The organism is Nocardia sp. NPDC059228, from assembly GCF_042754245.1.
Classification (GTDB): Bacteria; Actinomycetota; Actinomycetes; order Mycobacteriales; family Mycobacteriaceae; genus Nocardia.
This window is the reverse complement of the sequence record NZ_JBHZAL010000018.1, coordinates 30,483-53,562: the sequence shown is the minus strand read 5'-3', so window position 1 is coordinate 53,562 and position 23,080 is coordinate 30,483. Positions and strand designations below refer to the sequence as shown.

The 23,080-nt window shown below is 67.0% G+C and carries 17 protein-coding genes, 1 tRNA gene and 1 pseudogene; 10 read left to right on the top strand and 9 right to left on the bottom strand.

Going from position 1 to position 23,080, the window contains the following annotated elements; genetic code table 11:
• Positions 1–87 precede the first annotated feature (87 nt).
• Together ACFXKA_RS25500 and ACFXKA_RS25495 are read left to right on the top strand one after the other, a co-directional pair.
• Complete coding sequence (locus ACFXKA_RS25500) at positions 88–735, top strand: cyclase family protein (RefSeq protein ID WP_379429184.1); 648 nt, start codon at positions 88–90, stop codon at positions 733–735.
• A gap of 160 nt (positions 736–895) precedes the next feature.
• Positions 896–1,273, top strand: coding sequence for a hypothetical protein (locus tag ACFXKA_RS25495; protein WP_379429183.1), 378 nt, complete (start codon positions 896–898; stop codon positions 1,271–1,273).
• Between the two features lie 74 nt (positions 1,274–1,347).
• Here the strand turns inward: ACFXKA_RS25495 and ACFXKA_RS25490 are convergent, their stop codons facing one another.
• On the bottom strand, positions 1,348–2,550 hold the full coding sequence (locus tag ACFXKA_RS25490) for an Ig-like domain-containing protein (RefSeq protein WP_379429182.1): 1,203 nt from the start codon (positions 2,548–2,550) through the stop codon (positions 1,348–1,350).
• Positions 2,551–2,868: 318 nt separating this feature from the next.
• On the opposite strand from ACFXKA_RS25490, the gene ACFXKA_RS25485 reads away from it, so the two are divergent.
• Positions 2,869–2,944, top strand: a tRNA-Lys gene (locus ACFXKA_RS25485).
• A gap of 266 nt (positions 2,945–3,210) precedes the next feature.
• On the opposite strand, the gene ACFXKA_RS25480 is transcribed toward ACFXKA_RS25485, so the two are convergent.
• Positions 3,211–4,074: a DUF427 domain-containing protein gene (locus ACFXKA_RS25480; RefSeq protein WP_379429181.1), complete on the bottom strand. Its 864-nt coding sequence runs from the start codon at positions 4,072–4,074 to the stop codon at positions 3,211–3,213.
• A 263-nt stretch (positions 4,075–4,337) separates the two neighbouring features.
• Between ACFXKA_RS25480 and ACFXKA_RS25475 the strand changes: the two genes are divergently transcribed.
• Positions 4,338–6,038, top strand: a complete 1,701-nt coding sequence (locus ACFXKA_RS25475) for an MOSC domain-containing protein (RefSeq protein ID WP_379429180.1) — start codon at positions 4,338–4,340, stop codon at positions 6,036–6,038.
• 135 nt (positions 6,039–6,173) lie between these two features.
• On the opposite strand, the gene ACFXKA_RS25470 is transcribed toward ACFXKA_RS25475, so the two are convergent.
• Both ACFXKA_RS25470 and ppgK read right to left on the bottom strand, forming a co-directional pair.
• Entirely contained in the window at positions 6,174–6,761 is a 588-nt protein-coding gene (locus tag ACFXKA_RS25470; protein WP_379429179.1) for a TMEM175 family protein, read from the bottom strand.
• A gap of 135 nt (positions 6,762–6,896) precedes the next feature.
• Positions 6,897–7,739 (bottom strand): polyphosphate--glucose phosphotransferase, encoded by an 843-nt coding sequence (gene ppgK / locus ACFXKA_RS25465; RefSeq protein WP_379429178.1) that lies wholly within the window; start codon positions 7,737–7,739, stop codon positions 6,897–6,899.
• Between the two features lie 456 nt (positions 7,740–8,195).
• Between ppgK and ACFXKA_RS25460 the strand changes: the two are divergent.
• Together ACFXKA_RS25460 and ACFXKA_RS25455 are read left to right on the top strand one after the other, a co-directional pair.
• Positions 8,196–8,294: pseudogene (locus ACFXKA_RS25460) on the top strand (RNA polymerase subunit sigma-24); the annotation flags it as partial.
• A gap of 41 nt (positions 8,295–8,335) precedes the next feature.
• A complete protein-coding gene (locus ACFXKA_RS25455) occupies positions 8,336–9,796 on the top strand; it encodes an FAD-dependent oxidoreductase (RefSeq protein WP_379429177.1) in 1,461 nt (486 codons plus the stop codon).
• A 953-nt stretch (positions 9,797–10,749) separates the two neighbouring features.
• Here ACFXKA_RS25455 and ACFXKA_RS25450 read toward each other — a convergent pair.
• The 4 genes from ACFXKA_RS25450 to ACFXKA_RS25435 all read right to left on the bottom strand — a co-directional run bounded on the left by ACFXKA_RS25450 (position 10,750) and on the right by ACFXKA_RS25435 (position 16,461).
• On the bottom strand, positions 10,750–11,088 hold the full coding sequence (locus tag ACFXKA_RS25450) for a hypothetical protein (RefSeq protein ID WP_379429176.1): 339 nt from the start codon (positions 11,086–11,088) through the stop codon (positions 10,750–10,752).
• A 276-nt stretch (positions 11,089–11,364) separates the two neighbouring features.
• The gene (locus tag ACFXKA_RS25445; RefSeq protein ID WP_379429175.1) at positions 11,365–12,840 is read right to left on the bottom strand and encodes a flavin-containing monooxygenase; all 1,476 of its coding nucleotides are present in this window, start codon (positions 12,838–12,840) and stop codon (positions 11,365–11,367) included.
• A gap of 48 nt (positions 12,841–12,888) precedes the next feature.
• A complete protein-coding gene (locus ACFXKA_RS25440) occupies positions 12,889–15,084 on the bottom strand; it encodes an MMPL family transporter (RefSeq protein WP_379429174.1) in 2,196 nt (731 codons plus the stop codon).
• Positions 15,085–15,087: 3 nt separating this feature from the next.
• Positions 15,088–16,461 carry a cytochrome P450 gene (locus ACFXKA_RS25435; RefSeq protein ID WP_354834253.1) on the bottom strand — a complete coding sequence of 458 codons (1,374 nt, stop codon included), beginning with the start codon at positions 16,459–16,461 and terminating at the stop codon, positions 15,088–15,090.
• Positions 16,462–16,853: 392 nt separating this feature from the next.
• Here ACFXKA_RS25435 and ACFXKA_RS25430 point away from each other — a divergent pair, with 392 nt between their 5' ends.
• Genes ACFXKA_RS25430 through ACFXKA_RS25415 form a run of 4 tightly spaced genes read left to right on the top strand, consistent with a single transcriptional unit; the run spans position 16,854 to position 21,545 of the window.
• Positions 16,854–17,894, top strand: coding sequence for a 3-oxoacyl-[acyl-carrier-protein] synthase III C-terminal domain-containing protein (locus ACFXKA_RS25430; RefSeq protein WP_354834250.1), 1,041 nt, complete (start codon positions 16,854–16,856; stop codon positions 17,892–17,894).
• On the top strand, positions 17,891–18,811 hold the full coding sequence (locus ACFXKA_RS25425) for a hypothetical protein (protein ID WP_379429173.1): 921 nt from the start codon (positions 17,891–17,893) through the stop codon (positions 18,809–18,811). The genes ACFXKA_RS25430 and ACFXKA_RS25425 overlap by 4 nt, the downstream gene beginning before the upstream one ends.
• A complete protein-coding gene (locus ACFXKA_RS25420; RefSeq protein ID WP_379429172.1) occupies positions 18,808–20,526 on the top strand; it encodes a fatty acid CoA ligase family protein in 1,719 nt (572 codons plus the stop codon). The genes ACFXKA_RS25425 and ACFXKA_RS25420 overlap by 4 nt, the downstream gene beginning before the upstream one ends.
• Positions 20,523–21,545 (top strand): NAD-dependent epimerase/dehydratase family protein, encoded by a 1,023-nt coding sequence (locus ACFXKA_RS25415; protein ID WP_379429171.1) that lies wholly within the window; start codon positions 20,523–20,525, stop codon positions 21,543–21,545. The genes ACFXKA_RS25420 and ACFXKA_RS25415 overlap by 4 nt, the downstream gene beginning before the upstream one ends.
• A 120-nt stretch (positions 21,546–21,665) precedes the next feature.
• On the opposite strand, the gene ACFXKA_RS25410 is transcribed toward ACFXKA_RS25415, so the two are convergent.
• Positions 21,666–23,075, bottom strand: coding sequence for a wax ester/triacylglycerol synthase family O-acyltransferase (locus ACFXKA_RS25410; RefSeq protein WP_379429170.1), 1,410 nt, complete (start codon positions 23,073–23,075; stop codon positions 21,666–21,668).
• Positions 23,076–23,080 lie beyond the last annotated feature (5 nt).

Below are 23,080 nucleotides of genomic sequence, written 5' to 3'. Positions count from 1 at the left end.
AGCGATTCTCGAATTCCTCATCGGCGACTGTATTCGATCTTGCTGACTGTCATCATCGCGTGAAATCCACAGGGAGGCAGGCGGAAAGTGCGCATCATCGATCTTTCGGTACCGGTTCGGTCCGGTATGCAGGTGTATCCCGGCGATCCGGAGGTCACCATCCGGCCCGCGCTCACGGTGGCCGTCGACGGGGTGAACGTGCTGCACCTCGATCTCGGGTCGCAGACCGGCACGCACGTGGACGCGCCGCGGCATATCGACGACTCGCTGCCGGCGCTGGACGAGCTGCCACTGGACCGGTTCACCGGTCCGGGCGTGGTCATCGACGCGCGGGCGGCCGGGGCGGGCGGGGTGATCGGGCGCGAGTACTTCGCGGACCGGGTGGCGGCGGGGCAGATCGTGCTCATCGCCACCGGGTGGTCGCGGCACTGGGGCACCCACACGTACCTGAACCATCCGCATCTCACCGTGGAGGCGGCCGAGTATCTGATCGCGGCGGGCGTACGGACGGTCGGGATCGACGCGCTCAGTGTCGACCCGACGCCCACCGAGGACATCCCGGTGCACCGGATTCTGTGCGGGGCGCACGCGGTCATCGCCGAGAATCTGACCGGGTTGGGCGAGGTGCTCGCGGCGCAGCAGGCCGGGGAGCGGGTCGAGGTGTCGATGTTCCCGCTCAACCTGCCCGGTGCGGACGGCGCTCCGGTGCGGGCCGTGGCATGCATCGGAGTCTGATCGAGCGCGTCTCGGAGTGTGACAGAAACACCAGTGTGTCGCATTTTGCGGCGCGGGTCACGCGATCTTCGTAGACTGCTCTGGACACCGGGGAGTCGGGGCCCCGATCCATGCTCGATCCGAAGGATATTCGCACGTGAATCGTTGTGCCGTAACCACTTTGCTAGCCGTTGCGGCTGTTATCGCCGCCGCACCCGTCGCATCGGCGGACATCGTCCTCACCGACGCCGCCCAGACGACTCAGACGCCGTCGACCACCACCCCGACCCCGACTGCGACCACGCCGACCCCCACGACGACCAAGCCCACCGACCCGAGCGACGACCCCGGCCCGGACCCCAGCGACGTGATGTCCTCGTGGGTCACCGGCTCCTCCGGCTTCAAGCTCGGCGGGGCGACCGGTTCGGCGACCACGGGTTCCGCGAAGAACGGTGGCTGCACCGTCGCCGGCAGTGCCGCGGCGCTCTCCGGCTTCGCAGGACTGGGCTGCGGAAACCTCAATGGCGGCGGCGGCATCGGGCCGGGCACCATCGGCTGACCTCCCACTCCGAGATCGAGCGCGTCCGAAGGGGCATCAGCGAACCCGCTGATGCCCCTTCGGCGCGCCCGCGATCAGCGGTTGTCGTCGGCGTTGCCGGCCTTCCACTGTTCCCACGGGATGTTCCAGTCGCCCAGCCCGTCCAGACCGGACAGCGTGCCGCCGACGGTGTTCTTGACGATGGTGATGTCGCCGCGCTTGACGTTGTCGTACACCCACTTGGCGTCGGCCGGGCTCAGATTCAGGCAGCCGTGGCTGGTGTTGACCGAGCCCTGTGCGCCCACCGACCACGGGGCCGAGTGGAAGAAGATGCCGGAGTAGGAGATCCGCGTCGCCCAGTCGATGGGGGTGCGGTAGCCGGCCGGTGAGTTCACCGGGACGCCGTAGGTGGAGGAATCCATGATGATCTTGTCGAACTTGTCGCCGACGATGTAGACGCCGTTGTCGGTGGGTGTGGAGTTCTTGCCCATCGAGGTCGGCATGGTCTTGATCACCTCGCCGTTGCGCTGGACGGTCACCATCTTGGTGTCGTCGTCGGCGGTGAAGACGGTGGCGTCGCCGACGGTGAAGCTGGAGTGGATGTCACTGTCGCCGACCAGGCCGTTGCCGAGATCCCGGCCGTACGCGTTCACCGCGATGTCGACCTTGGTGCCCGGGGCCCAGAAGTTCTGCGGCCGCCAGCGCACCTCGCGATTGTTGACCCAGTAGAAAGCACCCTCCACCGCGGGCGTGGTAGTGATCTTGATCGCCGCCTGGGCGGCCCTGCGATCCGGAATGTTCTCGTCGAACTGCACGGCCACCGGCTGGCCGATACCGACCACATCGTCCTCCGCCGGCAACAGGTACGGGTGGGTGCGGTTATTGGGCGAGATAGTGGTGAAACTCATAGTCGAATTGGTAGTGCCGCCAAGGCCGATCGCGTCGACGCTCAACTTGTAGGTGCGCCCGAACGCCAACTGCTCGGTCAGCCGCCACGAACGGCCGTCCGCCGCCAGCTCACCCGGCACCGGTTTGCCGTCCGGATTGGTCAGTGCCACGGTCGTGAGCCGGCCATCCTCCACCTTCAACGTCAGCTCCCCCGGCGACACCCCCCTGTCGCCGTCCTTCACCGGTGAGATCAGCTTCGGCTTCATGAGCTCGCCGATGGGATTGGAATCGATTGCCACCGTCGAGGATTGACCCTTATCCCCCGACGAGCACCCGACCAGCGCCAACGCCAGCACGGACACCACCGCCCCGGCACCCAGCAGCCGTCGCCGCCCCCGACCGTCACTCATCACAACCCCGCTTCACATCTCGGTGCACAACCGGCCACCGCACAACTCCCGGCCCCGACCACGCCTGTTCGATCCACCCCGTCCGACCGAGACCCCGCCCTGGCAGTCACAACCACCCCGGCTTCCAACCAAGCGTCCCGCCCACAGGGGCTTCGTCCGAAACATCCGTAATCGCCCCCGCCGCGTTAACAACTCCCCAACCCCTCACAAACCCGCAGCTCAGACACCCGATTTCACTTTCCGCACTCCACCCTGTTAATGTTCTTCTCGCACCGCAGAGCGGCCCAAGCGAAAGCCCAAGCCCCCTGGGAGTGACACGCGCCATTAGCTCAATTGGCAGAGCAGCTGACTCTTAATCAGCGGGTTCGGGGTTCGAGTCCCTGATGGCGCACCACGAAAAGCCCCTTCCAACAGCAGCGATGCTGAACGGGAGGGGCTTTTCTCGTTGGCACTGCACACTCCGCTTCACACCAACCGTTCCGATCAGATGCTGTTGCGTCGAGCGCCGTTCGGGCCCAGAGGGTTCGGCGCGGAAGCAGACCACAGCTGCCCGTTTCCATGGGGCCCGACGCATTGCACCAGCACCGCGACGCGCCGCTGAAACGGACGTGAAGGACACGCTGCCACGTTGGTCGCGCGGCTGGTTCGTTTGTCGACGGCTTATCGCCGCGCAAGAATCTCGTCGGGTTCCAGACCGCGGTCGATGCCGTGCGCGACGACCGCTTGGCCAGGTTCGAGTTGGAGCCGATTGCCGTCGAGGTAGACCTCGATCTTGTCGGGCTCGAACGACACCAACCCGCGTACGCGACCTACCTCCGGCCATGCATCCAGGTACGACCATGCGGCGCGTCGGTGCTCGCCGATGTCGTAGTAGCTGGCCAGGCCCTTGTAAGGGCAGAAGGTTTGACCATCCACGGGTGTCAGTTCCGTTTCGTCGACGTCCTTTCTCGGCACATACCAGCGGGGCGCGAATCCCGACTCGTACAGCACCACTGGTCGGCTGGTGTCGGCGATGGTGCGGTGCCCGTCGCGGACGACCAGATGTCGTGCTGTGGCGCGGATGTCGTTACGGTGATATGGGTCGGCGGCATGGCCGACGATCCGCTCGTCCTCTTCGTAAAAGGCGTCCATTGCACGCCAAGCGAAGGCCACGCGATCGCGCAACTCGCTCGCGTAGTCGGGCAACTCGATGTGCTGCCAGGCGGCCCGCTCGGCGCTGCGGTCTCCCGCCGTCACGGTGAACCAGGCCGTCGTGCCGAGATCGTGGTGCTGTGTTCGGCGATCCGTCTGCCGCAAGACACCATCTTCGACGCCATCGAGCGGGAAGTAGGCCACCGGATAGTGACCCGGCTCGTGCAGCAGGACCACATCGTCACTTTCGGCGATCCACTCGTCACCGAACCGCACACGCATGCGGCGACGCAGTGGCTCTGCAAACAGCAGCCGCTCGGGTAGCGGCTGCTCGGTCAGGAACCGGCCGACCGATCTCGGTGAAAATGGTCCCTGCTGCCATGACAGTCCCATAACCCAGCTCCCTCCACTCGGACGCGCTCGAAGTACTTCCGATGGGGCCGAGCAGTCGGTCGCTCAACCGTTTCCGACGCCCTGATGGTCGTAGTGAGGTCCGCGAGCGACCCGCTCGACTCGTCGCACCGTCCAGGCCCCGCCGGTACGGCTACCAGCGTAATCCGGCCGATTGTCGTCGACGCCGAGCATTCGCGACAGCCTCGGACATGACGGTCCGCCGGAGTAGCTTGAATACAGCAACAACCGCGGAGACGAAACCCATGGCTTCTTTGCTCTCGGTCAACGTCGGTATGCCCAAAGATGTTGCCTGGCAAGGACGAACGGTCCACACCGGAATATTCAAATCACCGGTCGGTGGTTCGGTGATGGTGCGCAAACTGAATATCGATGGTGATGGCCAGGGCGACCTCAACGGCCACGGTGGCGAACAGCGCGCTGTGCTCGTGTACCAAATCGACTCGATCCGGTATTGGCAGCACTACTTCGGGCACACCGGGTACGAGTTCGGCCAGTTCGGCGAAAACTTCACCGTGGCAGGGCTCAGCGACCAGGATGTGTGCATTGGCGACCGGTACCGGATCGGAGAGGCCGAGTTCGAAGTGACCCAACCCCGGGTCACCTGCTTTCGCGTCGGAATGCGGCTCGGCATACCGACATTGGCAGCACTGCTGGTCGCCCACCACCGGCCGGGCTTCTATTTCCGAGTAATCACCGAGGGGCGGGTTCAGGCCGGCGACCAGATCACCCGCACCCGCCGTGGCGCGCACCAGATGAGTGTCGCCGCGATCGATGCACTGCTTTATCTTCCCGACCGCGATCCGAACGACCTGGAGACGGCACTCGATATTCCGGCGCTCAGCCCGGGCTGGCGGCGATCGTTCCGGGAGTTACTGACCAGCGAGCGCCCCGCCGCGCCGACCATCGGTGTCGAACCGAGCTGGAACGGCTTCCGTGCGATGAAGGTTGTCGATGTCGTCCGCGAAAGCTCGACCATAACTTCGGTGTACCTCGCGGCAGCCGACGGAGCCGGCCTGTCCAGCGCGCTGCCCGGCCAGTACCTCACACTCCGCTTCCCCGGTGCGGGCGACCCCGCGCCCGTCCGCAGCTACTCGTTGTCTTCCGCACCCGGCAGCGGCACCTACCGCATCAGTGTCAAACGTGAGGGACTGGTCAGCACTTACGTGCACACTCGACTGCACACCGGCACCATCATTCAGGTCGCTGCCCCTCGCGGTGACTTCGTGCTCACGGCGGGCACCGAACCCGTGCTGCTGGTATCCGCAGGCATCGGAGTCACGCCGGTACTCGCGATGCTGCACCAACTCGCCGCCCACCACAGCAACCGTGACGTGTGGTGGCTGCATACCGCGCGCAACAGCGACCAGCAGGCGTTCGCCGATGAGGCACACCAGTTGCTGCGATCACTACCCACCACCCACGAGCACGTATTCCACACTGCTCCGGCCGCTGGGATTCCGCCCCACCGATTGACCGCCGAAACGCTCGCCACCCTCGATCTGCCCTCGGCCGCCACGGCTTACATATGCGGGCCGCAACGCTTCATGGCCGATATCGGCGAAGCGCTAACCAAACTGGGGATCACACGCATCCACACCGAACTATTCGGGACACGGACACCGATCAACCCGGGGGTGACCACCGTGTCGAGCACCCCACCCCATCAACCACCAGGTACGCCAGGCACCGGGCCCTCGGTCACATTCGCCCGCAGTGGCCTGTCCACGCGCTGGCAGTTCGAAAAGCGATCACTGCTCGAACTCGCCGAGGCCTGTGATGTGCCCACCCGGTGGTCATGCCGCACCGGCGTATGCCACACCTGCATCACCCCGCTCCTGGCCGGAGCCACCAGCTACCTACCGGACCCGCTGGAAGCCCCCGACAACGGTCAGATACTGATCTGCTGTGCCCGCCCGGACAGCGACATCGTGCTGGATCTGTGACCGCCCGACCGACTCGTAACCCTCCGGGCACCGACCATGACCCGGTTGCTCCTGACCGCCACGGTCATCGCCGTTGTTTCGCCTTGTCACTCTCGCCCGGGATCGGCAGCCAGTAGAAGCAAATGAAGGCGGCGATTACGGCGAGGCCGAGAACAGGAAGCAGGACACCCAGCAGGGCTCCGCTGCCGATCCAGGCCAGGGCGAGACGAAATCGCCAGCCGATCGCCCGCGCTCCAGCAGTATCGATGGTTGCGACCAGCAGCCGGTGGTCTCGACGCGCGTACTCCCAGATCGCATTGAACAGAACGGCTGCCAGCTCGAACGCAAGGCCGTGGAACACGACGGCAGTGCGCTGCCCGTGCCCTTCATCGAAGGCGTGGGCCAAACGGCAGCGGCAAACGGCAAGAACGCAATGTCCATCAGAAGCACGGTGTTCAGGAACAGCACCACCCGATCGACACGACGGATCTGATCGAACATCACGTGATGATTGACCCATATCTGTCCGATCAACATGAACGTGACGACATAGGCCAGGTAGGACTGCCAGAGGGTGATGAGACCGTGCAGCAGGTCCTGAGCCCCGGGCGGTACACGGATCTCCAGAACGAGCAAAGTGACGGCGATGGCGATGACGGCGTCGCTGAACAGGACAAGTCGCGCGGGATCGCGCTCCGCGCCGAACGGTGTCGACCTCCTCGGTTCGCCAACGGGTTCGGTCATAGCCCAAGTCTGCGGAACCGCGACCAGGCCAGCAGCAAGTGAACCTCACCGAGATGAATCGGTCCGAACCTGGCTGGCCGCCCACCGCAGCGGGTGCAGGAGACGAATTCCCTGCAGTTGGGGGCGTCGAGGCCGTCAAACCCAGCGAAGACGACCGCTGCCGCCGAGCGGGCTGGTTGCGTGCGTTGGATCGGCACGCGCAGCCACTGCTGCCCCTACGATCCCCGCAGTGTTCTGCAACGCGGCGGCCACCACAGGCGTGCGGTTCTTCAGCAACGGAATCCATTTGTCGCCCTTGCGGCTGACCCCGCCACCAGCGATGAACAGGTCGGGCGAGATCGCGTTTTCGATGGCGACCAGCACCTTCGTCACCTCCGGGGCCCACCGCTTGTAGCTCCAGGCGTGCCTTTCCTTGACCGACACGGCGCCACGGCACTCGGCCTCCATTCCGCCGACCTCGATGTGACCGAATTCAGTGTTGGGCAACAACACCCCGTCATGGATCACCGCCGAACCGATGCCGGTGCCGAACGTCAGCAGCACAATGACGCCGTCCTTGTCCTTGCCGGCATCGAACTGGACTTCGGCCAATCCCGCCGCGTCGGCGTCATTGAGCAAGGTCACCGGCTGTCCGCCGAGTTCGGCGCTGATCACCTCTTGGGCGTTCACTCCGATCCAAGACTGGTCGAGGTGCGCGGCGGTGCGGACTACGCCGCCACTGACCACGCCCGGATAGGTGACACCAAGCGGCGCGTCCCACTGGAAGTGCTTCACCACCTCGCGGATCGCCTCGGCGAGAGCCTCCGGAGTAGCCGGCTGCGGGGTCGGGAGTTTGAAGCGGTCGCCGATCAGTCGCCCGGTGCCGAGATCGACGACGCCGCCCTTCACGCCGCTACCGCCCACGTCGATGCCGAAGCCCCAGAGATGCGGCGCAGCCTGGCTCGGCGTTTCGGCCACCGAAGCAGTGGTATCGGTCATGGATACTCCACTACGTGGCGGCGGCGGCCGGGGGTCGGCTCGCCCACAGATTCCGGCCTGGTCATTACTGTGGGTTTCATCGAGTCCCCTGGTCACGAATCGAATATCGAGGCAGCGTTTCCGGGAGGCTGCCGTATTCCAAACAAAGGGCGCAGAGAGTTCATTCACAACGGCACTGCCCGCTTCGGGCACCCCGCTGAACGGACACGGCGCATGTCAGGGACATACCCCCAATATTGATGGTGCACATAACATCAGGCTTCTATTCTCTCCCCCGGACCGATATTCCTGCTACCTGCAAAAGCGGGCGACCCCGGCAAAAGTGCGTGCACACCCTTCTGCATGCTGCTGTGCTGGTAGGCGTGCACGGTGGCCTCGATGGTCTCGGGGTCGAGATCGGCGGTGAGGTGCGTAAAGCCGGCGTATGTCTGGCTGTGTCCCTGTCATGCTTGCGATATGGCGGCATGGGCGGTCGAAATGTTCGTGCGGCATCGGGCACGATTGCTCGGTGTGGCGTATCGAATGCTCGGTTCGGCGGCTGACGCCGAAGACATTCCGATGGCCTGCCCCGGAATCGCCGCGGTCGAGGAGCAGTCGTGGACACGCCTGTGAACTCTGCCGATGTCATCGTGGTGGGTGGTGGCCCCACCGGCATGACGGCCGCCGGTGATCTCGCTCGCGCCGGACGGTCGGTGACCGTGCTGGAGCGATGGCCGCAGATCAACCCGGCCAGCCGGGCATTCGCGACCATGGCTCGCACCCTGGAGGTCCTCGACGCCCGCGGTCTGGCCGAGGATCTACTCGCGCAGGGCAGCACCACACCGGCGGTGAACCTGTTCGCGGGCGCGAAGGTCGATCTGACTCATCTGCCCTCGCGTTACCGCTGCGCGCTGATCACGCCGCAGACCAATGTCGACCGGGCCCTGGCCCGCTATGCCGAAGCACAGGGAGCGGATATCCACCGCGGTGTCGAGGTCGTCGGCCTGGTGCCGGATCGCGACGGTGTCACGGCGACGACCCAGCACAAGGACGCACCGGCGGCCACCGAGACAACCCGTTGGCGCGCACCGTATCTGGTGGCCGCCGACGGTGCCCACAGCACCATCCGAACTCTGCTCGGGGTGGAATTCGCGGGCAAGTCGGTGTTGTCCTCGGTGGTGCTGGCCGATGTGCTGCTCACCAATGGACCAGCCGGTGTGGCTTTGACGCTCGGCGACACGCACGACTGCTTCGGATTCCTCGTCCCCTACGGCGACGGTTCCGGCTCCCGCTGGTACCGGTCGATGACCTGGGATCGCCGCAACCAGCTGCCGGACTCCGCGCCCGTGGACGAGCGCGAGGTGGAGGACGTGCTCACGCGGGCGATGGGACGTGATGTCGGCGTGGCCGAGATCAGCTGGCGTTCCCGCTTCCACTGCGATGAGCGCCAGATCCACGAATACCGTTCCGGACGTGTGTTTTTCGCGGGCGACGCCGCACACGTGCACTCCCCGATGGGCGGGCAGGGCATGAACACCGGCATCCAGGATGCCGCCAATCTCGCTTGGAAACTGGACGCCGTCCTCGGCGGCGCGAACGACGCGGTGCTCGACACCTACCACGCCGAACGCCACCCTATCGGCCGCCGTGTCCTGCGGCAGAGCGGCGCGATGATGCGCGCGGTCACGGTGAAACCGCGCGTCGCGCGCTGGATGCGGGACCGTATCGCCCCGAAAGTGCTCGGCTTCGGCCCGATCTCGGATGCGATCGCGGGCAGCTTCGCCGGAGTTACCCTGCGCTACCCGTCCGGCCGCGGCCAGTCTCCGTTGGTCGGAACCCGCGCCACGGAGACTCCCCTGCGGGGAGACCGGCTCACCGTGCTACAGCGCACACCCGGCTTCGTCCTCATCCGGGAACGCGGCACCGCCCCCGTCGCAACGAATCTCATCCAAGCCGAACGTACCGACACCGGCCCCGCCCTGCTGGTGCGTCCCGACGGCTACATCGCCTGGGCCGGACGCACCGCCGCCGACCACGGCTGGCGCGACACCCTAGCCTTCTGGACCCAAAAGAGTTGAGCCCCAACCCTGTCAATGGGAGCATTCCCATGTCCGTGACCGCGATCCAGATCGGCCTGCACCCCGACATCATCGACTACACCTCCCCCGTCGATGCGCTGGCTCATACACCAACTGCTCCGATCGGACGCTGTTGCGCCGAGCCCGTTCCAGGAGTTCGGCGTGGCCGGGCACGGTCTTGTCCGAGACGCCACGCGGGACGATGCCATAGCGCAGCCACACCGGGCACTTGGGCGAGCACGGCGTGAGCGTCAGCTCATGGTGCAGCCGGTCGTAGTGGGCGCGGACACGGGCCGAGTCCGAGTCCGGTACCCCGCCTGTGTTATTCCCTTCGATCCGAGGCCTGGAAGACACCAGGACGCTGACGTAACCAGGTTGCTAGGAGTGTGCACAAGACCATTCGCCGCCAGGTTGGTGACCTTCCGTGCCAAACTGCGCAGCCTGCTTGAAATCACGAAATCGCCCCAGCCGACACGACTGGGGGCGATTTGCTGTAGTAGTGCAGCCATTACGCATCACAGCCAACCCAGCTGTCGCGACCGCCGTTGTCCCGCCGCTGATGTGCACCAAGTACAGGGTTTTGACAGCGGTGATCCGCACAATGGTGGGTGAGGAGATCGTCACACACCGGCGCGGGTGATGATCCACAGTTTCGTAATCTCGCCCGGGCGGAATCATCCTGTCCACACCTGGGCCCGCCGGACCCACCGGGCCGGCCGGACCGAAGGACGACCCCGGCGACTGCCTGCAGCTCGACGGTCTTGTCTCGCTCCAGGAGACCGCCTCGAGGGCGCTTCGCGTCGGCTACGCCGAAGGCTCCGCCTACCCTTGACCCGGCCTTCTTCCGCTGAGGGCGGCCACTATGAGGAAGGTGGGGAGTCAGTGGCGGATCGACAATCTATCCGCTGAGGCGGCGCGCAGAAGGTGGGCTTTCGGTGACATCTTCCTTCGGCTCAACCAGCGCACGTCTTGACGAAAGACTGAATAGATTCGATGTGAGCGGCTTCCCAGTCGGGGGAGGCCCACGTGCCGAATGGGCCTACCGGGACCATGTGATCCCACATCCACCAGTATTTGTTGTTCCCATGCTCAGGAAAGTCGTCGGGGGCGTGGGTGGAATGGGGGCCGTGTGGTCCGCCCTCCAGGACCCCGTACTGGTTGATACTCCATGGTTTTCGAGCATTGAATTCGGGCGAGCCGTCGAAGGCGTTGAGCTTCGCCATCGACACTGCAATCCACTTCTCGATACACGCTTGACCCTGCGGGGTCTCCCATGGCTGGGGCATCACCATACTCCTCACCTCGGGCCGAGAGCGCTGGAAATGGCGAGAACGAAATCCTTCGATGGGTTGCAGGGGCAATACTACCTAGTCACGTGATCTGAGTGGACTACTTCGGGTCGCTACCCGATGCGCACCAAAGCCGGAGAGGCTTTCTTCATGAGCTCTGTAGCTTAAGAACCGCCGCAGATTCCTACCTGCGCGCTGCCCCGGATCGTCGCTCGCTGCGCGAGATTCTGTTCTGGGGCAGGCCGATAGGGAGTCTCACCGGGGTGAGCGGGGTCATGTTCAGAGGTGCTGCCAGTCCTCGAAGCGGAGGTGGCGGCGGTCGCGGCGGAGGGTCCAGGTGCCGCCCGGGTAGGTGAGGGTGTTGGCGCCTTCGGGGTCTACGAAGTAGCTGGTGCAACCGCCGGTGGACCAGATTCGGGTGCTGAGGAGAGTGCGGGCTCGGGATGCCCAGGCGCGTTCGGCGGATTGCGCAGGGGTGTAGCGGCGGACGGCGTGGGTGTGCATGTGGGCGATGGTGCGCGCTATGAGGCGGGCGGTGGGTTCGATGGCCAGGAATTGGGAGGTGTGGGGCAGGGCGGTGTTGGGGCCGGTGACGGCGAAGAGGTTGGGTAGGCCGGCGAAGGCTATGCCGCGGTAGGCCGTGAAACCGTCCTCGGTGAATTTCTTTCGAGTGGACGTGGTTTCGGTGCGGAAGTCGGGGAAGCGGGCGATGGAGTCCTGGACGTGGAAGCCGGTGGCCCACACGATGGCGTCGACTTCGTGGTGGGCGCCGTCGGCGGTGCGCAGGCCGGTGGGGGTGATCTCGATGATCTTCTCGGTGACGAGGTCGACGGTGGGCCGGGCGAAAGCGGCGTAGTACTCGTCGGACACCATCGGGCGCTTGCAGCCGAAGCGGTAGTCGGGGACCAGCTTTCGGCGAACCTCGGGATCGGGAACCTGATGCCGCAAGGCGGCCAGGCAGATTCGCTCGTAGAGTCGCACCAGGCGGGGATGGAACTCGGCGAAGTGCAGCGCCTCCAGGAAGGCGAAGACGAAGCCGCGGGCGGCCAGTCGCAGCGGTGGGATGTGGCGGAACAGGGTCCGGACCGTCGGCGGGATGGGGCGGTCGCCGCGGGGCAGCACCCAGGCGGCGGTGCGCTGGAAGGACACCACCCCTCCGGCGGTGCGCGCCAGGGCGGGCACGATCTGCACGGCGCTCGCGCCCGCACCGACCACGGCGATGCGCTTGCCGGCCGGCTCGAAGTCCCGATTCCAGGCGCTCGAATGCATTTGCGCGCCGGTGAATTCGGTGCGGCCCGGGATGTCGGGGATGGCGGCGGTGTGCAGTGAGAAGTACCCCATGACGACGGCACGCGCCCGCACCGTCCGGCCGTCGCTCAGCCGGATCACCCATTCCGCGGCGGCTTCGTCGAAATCCGCGTCGGCCACTTCGCTGTTCAGCTGCACGTGCCGCCGCAGATCGAAGCGATCCACCACCGACTCGGTGTATGCGCGCAGCTCGGGCTGGGGCGCGTAGAGGCGCGTCCACTCCGTATTCGGTGCGAACGAATACGAATACAGCACCGAGGGCACATCGACCGCGCATCCGGGATAGACATTGTCCCGCCAGGTGCCACCGATGGCGTCGGCCCGCTCCAGCAGGACGAAGTTGTCCATGCCGAGGCGGCGAAGATTGATCGCCACAGCCAGCCCGCTGAATCCGGTGCCGATGATGGCAACGTCGTAACGGTCGGGGCCGGAGGAGGACTCGGGCATGCGGGCACCTCGGTTCGTGAATGAGAAGTAGTGATGGGCGGCGAATCGTCAGGCGGAGACGGCCGCGACTTCGGCGGGCGCGGCGCTGCTTTCGCGCAGCCCGAATCGGGTGTGCAAGCGGCGCAGTGGTCGCGGAGCCCACCAGGTCCAGCGTCCGCCCAGGCGCAGCGTCGCCGGGAGCAGGAATCCGCGCACCACGGTGGCGTCGGCCAGCACCGCCAGCGGCAGCCCGATGCCGAAGGCCTTCATGAAGGTGATGTCGGAGGCGAGGAAGCCCAGGAACACGATGGAGATGAGGACCGCGGCGGCGGTGACGATGCGGCCGATCCGCTCCAGCCCGATCGCGACCGAAGCCGTTGCGTCCCCGGTGTTCTCGTACTCCTCACGGATACGTGCCAGCAGGAAGACCTGATAATCCATGGCCAGCCCGAAGGCGACGGCGAACAGCATGACCGGCACCACCGCCGACAGGTCGCCCGTGGGGGTGAACCCGAGCAGCCCGGACAGCCTGCCCTCCTGGAAGATCCACACCAGTGCGCCGAAGGTGGCGGTCAGGCTCAGCGCGCTCAGGATCAGCGCCAGCACCGGCACCAGCACGCTGCCGGTCAGCAGGAGCAGCAGCAGCGCCATGGCGATCACCACGAAGCCGAGCGCGAAGGGCGCTCGCGCCGTCAGGGCGTGGATGGCGTCCATATTGGCCGCGTCCACCCCGCCGACCAGCGCCCGCGACGGTGCAGGGGTGGCGCGGACGGCGCGGATGACGGCGTCCACCGTCCGAGGGTCGGTGGTGGTGGGCACCACGGAAAGGTAAGCGGCATCGCCGGTTTCGAACCGGTGATGGGCGGTGGTGGCGGGTATCGCGAGCGCGCCCCCGATGTAGCTGCCCGTCGCGGTATCCACGCGTGCGACATCGTCGAGCGACGACAGCGCCACGGCGTACTCGGCGACCCCGGCGTTGCTGTCCGGCAGCACCACGAACAGTCCGCTGAGTTCGGCCGCGTCGAAATCGCGCTGTACGGTCTCGGCCACCTGCCGCGCGGACGACCCCGCCGGCATGGACCGATAGTCGGGAAAACCGGGGTGGAAGCGCAGGAACGGCAGCCCCAGGGCGAGCAGCAACGCCACCGTGACGGTGGCGACCGGAATCGGCCGCCGCATGACCATTGTCGCGAGCCGATGCCAGAAGCCCTGGTCCAGCGCGCGGGAGTCGCTGTCGGACACCCGTTTCCGGCCGATCCGGAACCTGTCGATGCGATCGCCGGCCACCAGCAGAATCGCCGGCAAGACCGTCAGCGAGACCACGGCGGCGGTGAGCGCCACGGCGATCCCGGCATACCCGATCGATCGCACCGCCAGCAGCGGGAAGATCAGCATGGACGACAGCGCGACGGCCACGGTCAGCGCGGAGAAGGCCACGGTTCGCCCCGCGGATCCCATGGTCGTGATCAGCGCCGCGCGCGGATCGGCGGCCGTGGCGAGCTCCTCGCGATACCGATTGACGATCAGCAGGCTGTAGTCGATCGCCAGGCCCAGCCCGAGCAGCGAAGCCACATTGGTTGCGGTGGAAGACAATTCGGTGAACTCCGCCAGCAGCCAGAGCACACCCATGGTGAGCATGGTGGTGACGGTTCCGGTGATGAGCGGCAGCGCCGCGCCCACCACGGTCCCGAAGACCACGAGCAGCGCGATCAGGGTCAGCGGAAACGCCACGGCCTCACCGGCGGCCACGTCCCGCTGCCCCTGCTGCACGGTTTCGTGCATCATCATGGCGTACCCGCCGACCCGGACCTCGATCCCGTCGTGCGTACCGCCGAATTCCGGTGCCAGATCGGCGATCCGGTGGTCGATCCGCATCTCATCGCCCATGATCGTCGCGACGATGAGGCCCTGACGGCCGGACTTGTCGCGCAGCGCGGGCAGGTGCCCCGAGGTCCAGTACGACATCACCCCGGAGATATCGGGCTCGGCCTGCAGACGCCGCACAAGTTCCGTTGCGGCATGCGTGGATTCGGCATCATCGACGGTCCTGCCGGCGTCGTCCACGAGCAACACCAGGTTCGGCGCGCCCTGGCCGAAGTGGTCCCGCAGCGCATCGGCGGCGGTGCTGGATTCCGCACTAGGGTCGAAGTATCCGCCACCCTGCAGCTTGCCGAACAGCGTGGTGCTCGCCAGTCCGGCGAGCACCGCCAGCACCCCGGCGACGACCAGCACCGCACGATGCCTGCGCACTACGAATCGCACCATCGGTCAGCGCGCCTCCGCCCGCATGAGCAGCTTCTCCGGATGCACCAGCGCGCCGATCACGGTCTCCCGCACCGGAATACCCGGCACCGGCCGCAGCCGCCAGCGGGCGCAGATGGTCGCCACCTGCAGGGCGATCTCGGTGAGCGCGAACACGTTTCCGGGGCACTGCCGGGCGCCCATGCCGAACGGGATGTGCGCGCCCTTGGACATGTCCGCCATCCTCTCGGGCAGCCACCGGTCCGGATCGAAACGCTGCGGATCGGGATGCACGACGGGATCTCGGTGCACTGCCACCGGACAGACGAAAAGCATGCTGCCACCCGGGATTTCGATATCTCCGAGGGTGTACGGGGTGGGCACGTGCCGGACCGTCAGCCACGGCGAATACTTGCGCAGCGTCTCGAGCACAATGCGCTTGGTGATCTCGAGCTCGGCCAGATCGCCGAACTCCGCGGCCCGCGGATCCCCCTGCGTGCGCAACACGGCGTCCACCTCGGCGTGCAGCGCGGCCTCCACCTCGGGATTCTGCCCGAGCTCGTGGAACACCCAGGCCAGCGTCGCCCCGATGGCCTCGGTGCCGCCGACCAGGAAGTTGATCAGCTCGTCGTGTACCTGGGAGTCGGTGAGCGCACCCCCGGATTCATCGCGGGCCTTGAGCAGCGTATCCAGCAGATCACCGTGATCGAGGTCCGGATCCGCGGCGAGCTCGGCGCGGTACGCGGCGATAATGGTGCCGGTGGCCGCCTTCATCTCCACCACCAGGCGGTCGAAACGGCGATTGCCGGGCAGCGGCAGCCGGTCGATCCAGGCGGGCCGGGTGACGCGCCGGGAGAGCAGGGTCATGACCGGCGGCAGCAGTCGGTGGATGTGTTCGGCTGTCTCGGAACCGAGTTCGCCGGTGAACAGCGATCCGGCCACGGTGCGCAGCGCCAGGTCGTGCATCTGTTCGTTGACCGCGAGGAAATCACCGTTGCGCCAGGACGCGGCGCGCTCCGCCCCGAGCCGTGTCATGACCGCCGCGTAACGCGCGATCCGGGACTTCGCGAAGGCGGGCGCGATCATGCGCCGCTCGCGCCGATGCCGCTGGCCCTGGAGCACCGTCACGCCCTCACCGAGCAGCGCCTCGGCGCGTTCGATCATCAGCCCCTGGTCCGACAGCGCCACGAACGCCTCGCGGACCAGCTCGGGGTCGGTGACGACATAGGTGTCGTAGCCGGGAATCCGCACGCGCACAACCGGTCCCACCGACGAGAGCGTGGACAGGAATCGGTAGGGCCGGCGGCCGAACCGCGGCCAGTGGCCGAGCAATGGGATCGCGCCGGGCGCGGTGGGCGCCGCGCGATGCGCGATCGGCGTAACGGTGGCGGTGGATGTCATCGCGAAGGTGCTCCAAATCTGGCGGGCCGGATCGCGCGACGACGCGCGGACTCTTGGTGATTGCGGGCGATGGCCCGGCTGTCGATTGCCGGAAGGGTGCCGGTCTCGGCCAGCGTAACCAGGAATTCGATGCCGTCGCAACCGGACTTTCGTCTTTGTCTCCGGAGCCAAAAACCGTTGCCGCTATTGGTTTTCCGGGAGCAGTGGTATTCGATATGACACGGTCTCCGGGTGATGTCTGTCGCTCTCTGGACCGAGTTTCCTTGACACCGTATGGCGCTCGTCTCTAGCGTCCGTGGAATCCGAACCGAGCCACTGTTCGCCTCGTTCGATTCACATGGACGGCCCACTCGCCGGTTCCATCCATCCCATTACGATCGGGAGTCACGATTGTGAGTGCCGCGCGCCTCGGTGCGCTGGGAGCCGCTCTCCCCCAGCGCGAATACACCACCGACGAAGTACTGGCCCGAATGTCGAGCGGCGGGCAATTCGAAGTCGAGCGGATCACCGGAATCCGCACCCGGCGCATGGTCGACCGATCCGCGGGTGAGGACAGCCTCTCGCTCGGCGCGCGCGCCGCGCAGGACTGCCTGGCGCGCTCGCGGTACGAGGCCACCGACCTCGATGTGATCATCAGCGCCGGCACCACGGTGCACGACGGGTTCCACATGGTGTTCGAGCCCGCCGCCGCCCACGAGATCGCCCGCCGGATCGGCGCGGACCATGCCATGGGCTACGACGTCGTCAATGCCTGCGGCGGCACCATGACCGCGATCTACCTGCTGGAGAACATGATTCGCGCCGGTCTGGTGCGCACCGGCATGGTGGTGACGGCGGAGATCATCTCCCCGGTCACCGAGGGCGCACTCGCCGAGGCGAAGGACGCGCGCGATCTGCAGTTCCCGGCGCTCACCCTGGCCGACGCCGCCGTCGCGGTGATCGTGGACCGCGCCGAGGACGAACACGACCGCATCCACTACGTGGACATGATCACCTGCGCCGAGTTCTCGCCGTTGTGTATCGCCAAGCCCAGCGACGCCTCCGAGAACATGATCATGCTGACCGACAATATGACCATGCAGGCGGCCCCGCGCCGGGAAACCTGGGCGAAACTGCACCGCGATCGGCTCGTCAAGCGCGGCACCACCTTCGCCGACGAGAAGTTCGATTTCATCGTCTTCCATCAACTCGGGGTGGCCTTCACCGAGAAGCTGGCCGAATCCGGCGCCAAGATCCACGAGGCGGAAATGCCGCCGCGGCTGGCGACCGTGCACAAATACGCGAATACCGGTGCCAGCACGCATTTCCTCGCGATATACGACTACATATCGCGGGGAGAAATACCGAAGGGTTCCAAGATCTGCGTGGTGCCGACCGCCTCCGGAATGATCTTCGGCGTCATGTCGGCCACTCTCGATTCTCTGGTGGGATGAGCATGTCTGTTGTCATCGAACAATCCGCGATCAGCGCCGCCCCGGCCACCGCGGGATCCATCGACCATGCCGTGGCCGCGGGCCGGGAATGCCTGGAGCGAGCCGGAATCGAACCCGGCGATATCGACGTGCTGGTCAATGTCGGCGTCTATCGGGACGGCAATGTGGTCGAGCCCGCGAACTCCGCGCTCATCCAGCTCGGGCTGCGCATGCACCTGGACTACGAGGCGGGATCGGGCCGCTCCACCTTCTCGTTCGACCTGCGCAACGGCGCGTGCGGGGTGCTGAACGCCGTGCACGCCGCGACCGCGCTGCTGGCCAATGGCACCGCGCAACGGGTGCTGGTCGTCGGCAGTGATGCGCACCCGGGCGGAATCGCCCACCGGCCGAACGACTTCCGGTACGCGACCGTCGGTTCGGCCTGGCTGCTGAGCAAGGGGGTGGATCGAGAGACGGGTTTCGGCCCGCTACGTATTTCCCCGGTGCGCGGCCGGGCAGCGGGCGCGAATCCGGGCGTCGCCGGATATCTGGACCTGAAGGCCATGGGAAGTGCCGGGCAGCAGACGATTACGGTCGAGGTCGCGCCGGACTACGAGACGGTGATCACCGCGACGGCGGCCGACACGCTGCGCGGCTACCTGGCCGATCGGCCCGAAATCGACACGGGCAATACCGTTCTGGTCACCAACAACCCGGTGCCCGGACTCGCGAGCGGCCTCGCGGAGGAATTCGGATTCGCCCGCGGCTACCAGGCGATGACCGGCGACCGCGACGCCGGAAGCTCGGGCCTGGCCATTGCCTACCACCAGCTTCGGGAGCAGGGCGCACTGACGCCGGGCGCCGAGCTGGTATTCCTGGCGGCGGGTTCGGGTCCGATGGCCGGATGCGTGAGCTACCGGGTGGAAGGGGCCGCGTGAATCCGGTACTCGACGATCCGGATCTGCTGCTGGCGCGCCAGATCGAGAAGTACGCCGGTTTGCCCGCCGTCAGCTATCGGACCCGGCCGTTGGGCGGCGCGGGCGGCGTCGGCGTCAGCGCCGCCTTCGACGCGCTGACCTTCGCCGACCTCGGCGAGCGGATCGACGCCTACGCGCGATCCTTTGCCGAGATCGGAATCACCAAGGGCGTCAAGACGATTGTGATGGTCCGGCCCGACCCGGATCTGTTCGCGGTGATCTTCGCGCTGTTCCGGGTGGGCGCGGTGCCGGTGGTAGTGGACCCGGGCATGGGCGTGAATCGCATGCTGCACTGCTTCCGCAGTGTCGGCGCACAGGCGTTCATCGGCGTCCCGGAGGCCCACCTGATCCGAATCGCCGCGCGTCGCACCTTCCGGTCGGTGCGCGTGCACGTCACGGCGGGCGCTCGCTCCTATTGGGGCGGTTACACACTGGCGCAGCTGGCCGAGCGCGGCCGTGTGGGCGAGCCGGTCGCGGTCGCCCACGCACCCGGGGATCTGCTGATGATCGCGTTCACCACCGGCAGCACGGGCCCCGCCAAGGGGGTGGAGTTCACCCGCGCGGGCTTCGCCGCCTCGCTGCGGGTGGTCACCGATCTGCACGATCGCGCGGACGGTTTCGTCTCACTGGCCACAGTGCCGCTGTTCGGGCTGTTCGATCTGATGCAGGGCGCGCACGTGGTGCTCGGGCCGGTAGATCCGGTGAAGGTGTCGCAGGCCGATCCCGCGCTGCTGGTCGAGGTGGCCCGCGCCTTCCGGATCACCGATCTGACCGCCTCGCCCGCCCTGCTGGGCCCCCTCGGCGCCTATCTGGACCGGACCGGAAGCGAGCTGCCCAGCCTCACCACGGTCATTTCGATGGGTGCGCCCGCGAACCTGGAGGCACTGGTCGCGGTGCGCAGCGCGCTCGGACCGCGGGCCCGGGTCTTCACCACCTACGGTGCGACCGAGGCGCTTCCGCTGACCACCCTGGAGTGGGCGGAGCTCGAGACGCTGCGGGAGCGGACCCGGGACGGGGCCGGCACCTGCGTGGGACGGGCACTGCCGGAGTCCGACAGTGATACCCGAGTGCGGATCATTCGCATCACCGATGACGAAATACCGGTCTGGACAGACGATTTGGAGGTCGCGCCGGGCGAGATCGGTGAGATCGTCGCCGCCGGGCCGCAGGTCAGTCAGCGCTACCACGACAACCCGGCCGCCGATGCGCGCGCCAAGATCGACGAACGGCTCCCCGACGGCACGCTGCGCCGCTGGCATCGCATCGGCGACCTCGCCTGGCGCGACACCGACGACCGGCTGTGGTTCTGCGGCCGCATCTCCCAGCGAGTACGCACCGGCGCCGGGGACCTGTTCACCGTGCAGTGCGAACAGATCTTCAATACCCACCCGGATGTCCACCGCACTGCGCTGGTCGGCGTCGGCCGGGCCGGCGCGCAGGTGCCGGTGCTCTGCTACGAGCCGCGCGCCGGCGTCGATCGCGACGCGGGCCCCCGCATCGAGCGGGAATTGCGGGGACTGGCCGAGTCCCACGAGATCACCGCGCCGATCCGCACCTTCCTGCGGCACGACGGCTTCCCGGTCGACATCCGGCACAACGCTAAGATCGGCCGCGAGGCGCTGTCGGAGTGGGCCGGCGCCCGCCTCGGCTACGACAGTGAAGGAAAACAGCGATGAAAGTCCTCGTCACCGGCGGCACCGGATTCCTCGGCAGCCACATCGTCGAGCAGGCCCTGGCCGCGGGCGACCAGGTGCGCGTACTCGCCCGCCCCACCGCCGATCTCGGCTATCTGCGCTCACTGCCCGAGGTCGAGATCGTGCACGGCGACCTCGGCGACCCGGAGTCGCTCACCGCGGCCTGCAAGGGCGTGGACGTGGTGCACCACAGCGCCGGCCGGGTGGCCGAGACCGGCCACCGCCACCAGTTCTGGGAGGCCAATGTCGAGGGCACCCGGCGCCTCATGGATGCCGCACGACGCGCCGGCACGGGCCGTTTCGTCTTCGTCAGCAGCCCGAGTGTGGCCACCGAGTACGATCGCGAGCGGTTCGGCATCGACGAATCCGAACCCTATGTGCGCAACCCGAAGAGCTACTACGTCGAGACCAAGGCGATTGCCGAGCGTGAGGTGCTGGCGGCGAACGGGCCCGACTTCACCACCTGCGCGCTGCGCCCCCGGATGATCTGGGGGCCGCGCTCGGGCGGCTGGATGACGCTGCTGCTGAACAAGATTCGCTCCGGGCGTCTACCCGATCTGTCGGGCGGCAAGCCGGTGCTGGTGTCGATCACCTACTGCGAGCATGCCGCTCGCGCGTGCGTGCAGGCGTCGCGGTCCGACGCGGTGGCCGGGAAGCCCTATTTCCTGGCCGACGCCGAGGACGTCGACCTGTGGGGCTTCGCCCGCGATCTGGCGAGGGCCTTCGACCTGGCACCGCCGACCCGGACCATTCCGAAACCGGTGCTGGACGGCATCATCGCGGTCTTCGACACCGTCTGGAAGATCCCCGGACTGCGGTCGCGCGTCGCGCCCCCGCTGTCCAGCTGGACGGTCGCGGCGCTCACGGTGTCGAGCACCTACGACACCGGCGCGGCCCGGCGCGATTTCGGCTATGCCCCGACGATTTCCCTGCGCGACGGTCTGGATCGCTATGTGGCGTGGGCGGAATCGATCGGCGGACTGTCGGCACTGCCGTCCTGATTCGCCCTGCCGTCCTGATTCGCCCTGCCGCCCTGGTCTGCTCACCAGGACAGCGCGACGCTCCCGGTCCGGAATGGACCGGGAGCGTCGCCGTTTCGTCTCCCCCGCCGTCGTTTCGGCTCACCCCGCAGACGGCAGCGCGCGTTCTTCCGCGGGCAACAACAGCGCGGTCAGCTCGTCGAGAGCGGTGTCCAAACCGTCGGTCAGGTGCTCCATCGCCGGCAGCTTGTCAGCCGCCCCCAGCACGCCGAAGTGCAGCGCGTCGAGGTAGCCCACACAGGTGACATTGAACGGGTTGCCGTGCATGAGCAGCGAGATCGGGTACAGCGACTCCAGCCGGGCACCGTTCCAGTACAACGGATTTCGGGGTCCGGGAACATTGGAGATGCCCATCGGATGCGAGGCCGGAGTGTTGGTGCGACCCCAGGTCAGTCCCATGATCCACGGCAGGGTGACGGCCAGGCCGTAGCCGATGACCGTATTGGCCGGGAGGCCCGCCATCTCCTGTTTCGCGGCGCGGATCGCCGCGCGCACCGCAGCCAGGCGCTCGGCGGGGTCGGCGATATCGGTACCCAGCGCGGTGAACATCATGCCCGCGCGGGTACCCACCCGGTCGTCGTCGCCTTCCCGCAGGTCCACGGGGACTCCGGCGGTGAGCGGGCGCGCGGGGAGCTCCGCATGTTCGGTCAGGTAGTCGCGCAAGGCCGTGCCGACCAGATAGAGCACGATGTCGTTGATCGTGCAGTCGGCGGCCTTGGCCAGCCGCTTGAACCGGCCGAGGTCATAGCGGCGCAGGGACAGGTCCCGGCGGCCGGTGATCGGCCCGTCGAAGATGGACGCCGGCTGCTGGTAGGCCCGCTGCGCCGGGGTCCGGCCGCGGGCGCGGCGCAGGGCGTCGCGGCCCGCCGCGCCGATGCCGCGCACCAGTTCGAGCACGCCCCGCAGCGTCGCGAGCAGGGTCCGCAACCGGCTCGCGGACGGAACCCGCTGCGGTGCATCCGGATTCACGCGGCCGACGGTGAACAGGTTCGGTGTGTCCCGGTCGGCCGGATCCGTCGAGAAGGTGTCGGTGAACAGCCGCATCAGCGAGGCGCCGTCGAACAGGCTGTGATGCACCTTGAGAATGAGGGCAAAGCGGTCCGGCGCCAGGCCTTCGACCAGATGAATCTCCCACTGCGGCCGGGTCGCATCGAGTTGTTCGCGGTGGATGCGGGCGGCCAGCTCGACGAGTTCGCGGCGGTCACCGGGCCGGTTCAGTTGCCAGGTCCGGATGTGGTCGGCCGGATCGACCTCGGCGGCCTCGCGCATGAGGGCCACCAGGCGGGTCAGCGGACCGCCGACCGGCACCAGATTCCACGGCTGCGGCACCGCGATCGGCGCGACAACCTGTGCGCGCCAGCGCCGGACGAAGCGGGCCGCATCCCCGTCCGGGACGGTGAACTCCAGCAGGAATGCGACATGCATGGGCATATCGGGTGATTCGAGGGACAGCCAGACGCCGTCGGTGGCCGACAGCCGCTTGATCGCCATGCGCG

What these genes read in the sequence shown, in the direction of transcription:
- ACFXKA_RS25445 (WP_379429175.1), bottom strand. Translation starts at nt 12,840, where the DNA reads ATGCCCGAGTCCTCCTCCGGCCCCGACCGTTACGACGTTGCCATCATC.
- ACFXKA_RS25470 (WP_379429179.1), bottom strand. Translation starts at nt 6,761, where the DNA reads ATGACCGAACCCGTTGGCGAACCGAGGAGGTCGACACCGTTCGGCGCG.
- ACFXKA_RS25435 (WP_354834253.1), bottom strand. Translation starts at nt 16,461, where the DNA reads ATGACATCCACCGCCACCGTTACGCCGATCGCGCATCGCGCGGCGCCC.
- ACFXKA_RS25480 (WP_379429181.1), bottom strand. Translation starts at nt 4,074, where the DNA reads ATGGGACTGTCATGGCAGCAGGGACCATTTTCACCGAGATCGGTCGGC.
- ACFXKA_RS25440 (WP_379429174.1), bottom strand. Translation starts at nt 15,084, where the DNA reads ATGGTGCGATTCGTAGTGCGCAGGCATCGTGCGGTGCTGGTCGTCGCC.
- ACFXKA_RS25410 (WP_379429170.1), bottom strand. Translation starts at nt 23,075, where the DNA reads ATGGCGATCAAGCGGCTGTCGGCCACCGACGGCGTCTGGCTGTCCCTC.
- ACFXKA_RS25415 (WP_379429171.1), top strand. Translation starts at nt 20,523, where the DNA reads ATGAAAGTCCTCGTCACCGGCGGCACCGGATTCCTCGGCAGCCACATC.
- ppgK (WP_379429178.1), bottom strand. Translation starts at nt 7,739, where the DNA reads ATGACCGATACCACTGCTTCGGTGGCCGAAACGCCGAGCCAGGCTGCG.
- ACFXKA_RS25475 (WP_379429180.1), top strand. Translation starts at nt 4,338, where the DNA reads ATGGCTTCTTTGCTCTCGGTCAACGTCGGTATGCCCAAAGATGTTGCC.
- ACFXKA_RS25490 (WP_379429182.1), bottom strand. Translation starts at nt 2,550, where the DNA reads ATGAGTGACGGTCGGGGGCGGCGACGGCTGCTGGGTGCCGGGGCGGTG.
- ACFXKA_RS25450 (WP_379429176.1), bottom strand. Translation starts at nt 11,088, where the DNA reads ATGGTGATGCCCCAGCCATGGGAGACCCCGCAGGGTCAAGCGTGTATC.
- ACFXKA_RS25425 (WP_379429173.1), top strand. Translation starts at nt 17,891, where the DNA reads ATGAGCATGTCTGTTGTCATCGAACAATCCGCGATCAGCGCCGCCCCG.